Source organism: Deltaproteobacteria bacterium (assembly GCA_022340465.1).
Lineage (GTDB): Bacteria > Desulfobacterota > Desulfobacteria > Desulfobacterales > B30-G6 > JAJDNW01.
The window spans coordinates 1-3,524 of record JAJDNW010000153.1; the positions used below are offsets into that span (position 1 = coordinate 1).

Consider the following 3,524-nt stretch of genomic DNA (forward strand, 5'->3'; position numbering starts at 1 on the left):
ATGGTGAAAAAGGGAAGTTTCTTATCGCCGCCGGTGTCGGGGGTCCGGATCGTCACCGGTTTTGGCGTGAAGGATTCCAGCAGACCGCGATAAAGCCGATACTGTTCATCCTCGGTGGGAAGCGTGTCGCGCGCGATAAAAAAAAACTCCGTGCGGTACAGGCCCACACCTTCATATTCTGTGGCGCACATCGGCAAATCATTGACGCCGATTCCCAGGTTTACAAGCATTGGTATCTGCATCCCGTCCATGGTTTGTGCCGGCAGCCGGCGCAGTGTTTCAAGTTGAGCGGCGATGGCCTGCTCTTCCTGCACGCGTTGCCGAAACGCATCGATATCCACAACCGAAGGATTGATGCAAACGGTGCCCTGGTTACCGTCAAGGGTGATTTCGCAACCTTCCAAATTGCCGATGCACAAGTCGGTCAGCCCCATCACGGCGGGAATGTCCAATGCGCGGCAAATGATCGCCATGTGGGATAATGCCGATCCTTGAACGCATACGATGCCGGCCAGCCGGTCGCGGGGCACTTTTGATATCTCGGCCAGACTGACCCCCACTCCCGCCAGAATGCATCGTTTCGGGTAGGTTTTAGCCCCCGGCGCGTCCTCTTGTAAATGAATCATAACCTGTCGGCCGATGTTGCGAATATCTTCGGCGCGCGCGGCAAGATACGGGTCGTCCATTTGTTCAAAAACACGCGTCATTTCAACAATCGTGTCTCTAAGCGCACCGCGCGCCCATTGCCCGTTTCGGATCCGCGCCACCGTGCCGTTGGTCAACTTGCCGGATTCAAGCATCATGATGTAGACATCGAACAGGGATAGCGTCTCGTCGGCCAGGTTGGCGCGCATGCGTTCCTTGCCGGCACGCAATTCGTTTTTAGCAGCGATTACCGCCGCCTGGAAGATTTGAACTTCAGATTCGATGTCTAGCGCGTTGCGATCGGGTGTCGATCGCAGGTCCACTGGTTCCGACAGCGCGATATTGCCCATCACCAGGCCCGGCGCACAGGGAATTCCGTGTATAAGAATTTTCCCACGCGCGGGTTCATCCAGCCGCCGACTGAAATCCCATTTCGCCAGAAGGTGATGAAGGGCCCCGCCAAGCTGGAAGGCCAGTGTCGTAAAAAAGGCCGCATCGTCATCGCTAAAGCTCCGCCGCTCATGCTTCTGCGCCACCAGCACACCCATTGTCCGGCCATGATGAATGATGGGCGCGCCCAAAAAGCCGTGAAAAGACGCATCCCAGCTTTTAGAGGCGTGATCGAAGCCAGGATGATCAGCGCCATTTGACAGGTTGATGACTGCTTCATGCGCCGCCACCCAGCCCACCAGCCCTGCGTTACGGCTGACTTGCACCTTGCCGACATCGACGGGCATTACACCGTCAACCGCCATGAAGATAAACCGGTCTGTTTGTGTATCATGAATGTAGACGGAACATACATCTGCAGCCATGGACGATCTGGACCGTTTCACAACCAGCGACAGGGCCTCGTCCAGATGCGTCGTGTTGTCGACCTCGTTTACGATTTGTCTTGAACTTGGACTCATAAGGGCGGTTTCCAATCTAGTACGAGTCCTTCGAAAACAAGGCCGGCACAGCAGATTTTCCCTTTGGAGGTTTGTCGGCAATCATCGCTTCCGTAGTAGGGAAAACCCGCTGATGTTGTCGACCACCGGCTTCAACATATCGTAAGGGTCCTGATCTTTAGCCGGACCACCAAGGTAATAGACCCACCCGTTTGACCTGGCTGCCATCCGTTCGATGCCGTTTCTGCCGAGTTCGTCCCAATTGTAAGCGACGATGAAGTGCTCGATATCGAGGCTCATAAGAATCGTCGTTGCCTCGGGGGTGACATAGGAGCCCAATGTCGAAACAACGACCGGTTTGTCATGTTCCAGGAGCAGGTTGTAGAAGGTAAAATAATCAAAGATGCCCTCCACCAGAATGATTGTCCGGTATTGCCGGATATGCCGCGCTGCCTTTTCGATGCCGTAAAGCCAGGCTCTGTCGGAAAGGGGAACTTCTCTGCGCTGTTGTTTGAGCCAGCGAACGCCCCTGTCGCCCGGGTGTCTGCCGACCAATCCAGTCGCGAGAACATCTGAATCAAAAATAGGAAACACTATCCGTCCGGCTAAAACGTCGCCGTAATTTCTTGAAAACGGATATTTGCGTCTGAAATCGATCTGCCGAGAATAGTATCCATATTCCACGACGCTGTTGTCGTTCAGCAATCTGGCCAAGCCGGCTTCCGTGAAAACATTGAAGGTCCCGTTATCCTTTTCAAAGCGCCTCAGGAAGCCGTCTATCATCGCCCTGCCTCGGTACTGTTCATCACTGTAGGGCGGCGCGTAGCCGATGTTGAACTTTTCAACGGCGTCTTTTCCAACTCCGCGGCGGGCAAGATAATCCCAAATGTGCTTGAACCGGTTTTCATCGGAGATCAAAAGGTCATGGTAAAAGTCGGCGGCATCCTTCAAAGCGGCAACGATGGAGGCATCAAGTCTCTTTGGTTCCACAAAACCGGCGGTATCATCGGGCTCGGGTGTGTCATCAGGCTCGGGAATGGAGGGGCCGGCGCCGGTATCAAAATATAAATCCGCTTCTCCCAGATGCGCAGCCCACGCCTGCTGCGCCTTTTTGAATCTAATTTTATTGCGCAGCATGATCAGGTCGTAAATGCCCCAATCGCCCTGGCAGGCGCCAAAGCAATGAAAACGGACCTCGCTCTTTTTGTTCACATAAACCATAAAACTGTCCTTGGTGTCGGCATGCAATGGGCATGGGGCGCTGTACCGATTCATTTTAACTTTCGTGAAACGAATACCAAACAGCGTTTCAGCATAGTGGATGATGGTATCGATGGTCGCCGCCGGTTTTATTTCCTGATAGGTTTTCATTGGTTAATCAGATAAAAAACAATTCTATTGAACACTCCCCGCAGCAAGCTTAAGGGGAATCTTCACCGTAAGGAATTCTATCAAATATGATTCGCTCGCTTACCCTGCAGCAAGCTGCAGGGAATGCGCTCGCTATCTCGGTTCAATGCTATTTCCCTTTTCCTCGATTCCAGAAGTTTTTCGGGATGGCTGATCGGGCGAAACGGTAGCCGTTCCTGGTACCGCCGCCGCCAGCATCTGTCTTAGCTCCTCGCCCTGAACGCTTTCCTTCTGCGAAAGAAGACGGGCCAAATCATCGAGGACCGTTCGCCGTTCCGACAGAATTTTGCGCACGCGCTGATGGGCTTCATCGACAAACCGTTCGATCTCGTCATCAATTTGCGCGGCTTTGGTTTCGCTGTAGTTTTTTCCCGAGGAAAAGCTTTCCGGCAGAAACATCGCCTGGCGCGGACGCTCATAGCTCACCAGGCCCAGCAGATCGCTCATGCCGTACTCCGTGACCATGGCCCGGGCGATGTCCGAGGCCCGTTGCAGATCGTTCTGCGCGCCGGTGGAGATTTCATTGAAAACGAGTTCCTCTGCTACCCGGCCGCCCAAAAGAACAGCCAGTCGATCGTT

At 53.8% G+C, this 3,524-nt stretch carries 3 protein-coding genes; all 3 read right to left on the reverse strand.

Annotated elements, in window-relative coordinates; translation table 11 throughout:
* A partial coding sequence (locus tag LJE94_18985; GenBank protein MCG6912182.1) for a GAF domain-containing protein occupies positions 1-1,556 on the reverse strand: 1,556 nt, incomplete at its 3' end.
* Positions 1,557-1,637: 81 nt separating this feature from the next.
* On the reverse strand, positions 1,638-2,906 hold the full coding sequence (locus LJE94_18990; protein MCG6912183.1) for a CHC2 zinc finger domain-containing protein: 1,269 nt from the start codon (positions 2,904-2,906) through the stop codon (positions 1,638-1,640).
* Between the two features lie 132 nt (positions 2,907-3,038).
* On the reverse strand, positions 3,039-3,524 hold a 486-nt coding region (locus LJE94_18995), incomplete at its 5' end, for a cell division protein FtsH (GenBank protein MCG6912184.1).

Bases quoted from the DNA above. Each gene is read 5' to 3' on its own strand.
- LJE94_18990 (MCG6912183.1), bottom strand. From the start codon at position 2,906: ATGAAAACCTATCAGGAAATAAAACCGGCGGCGACCATCGATACCATC.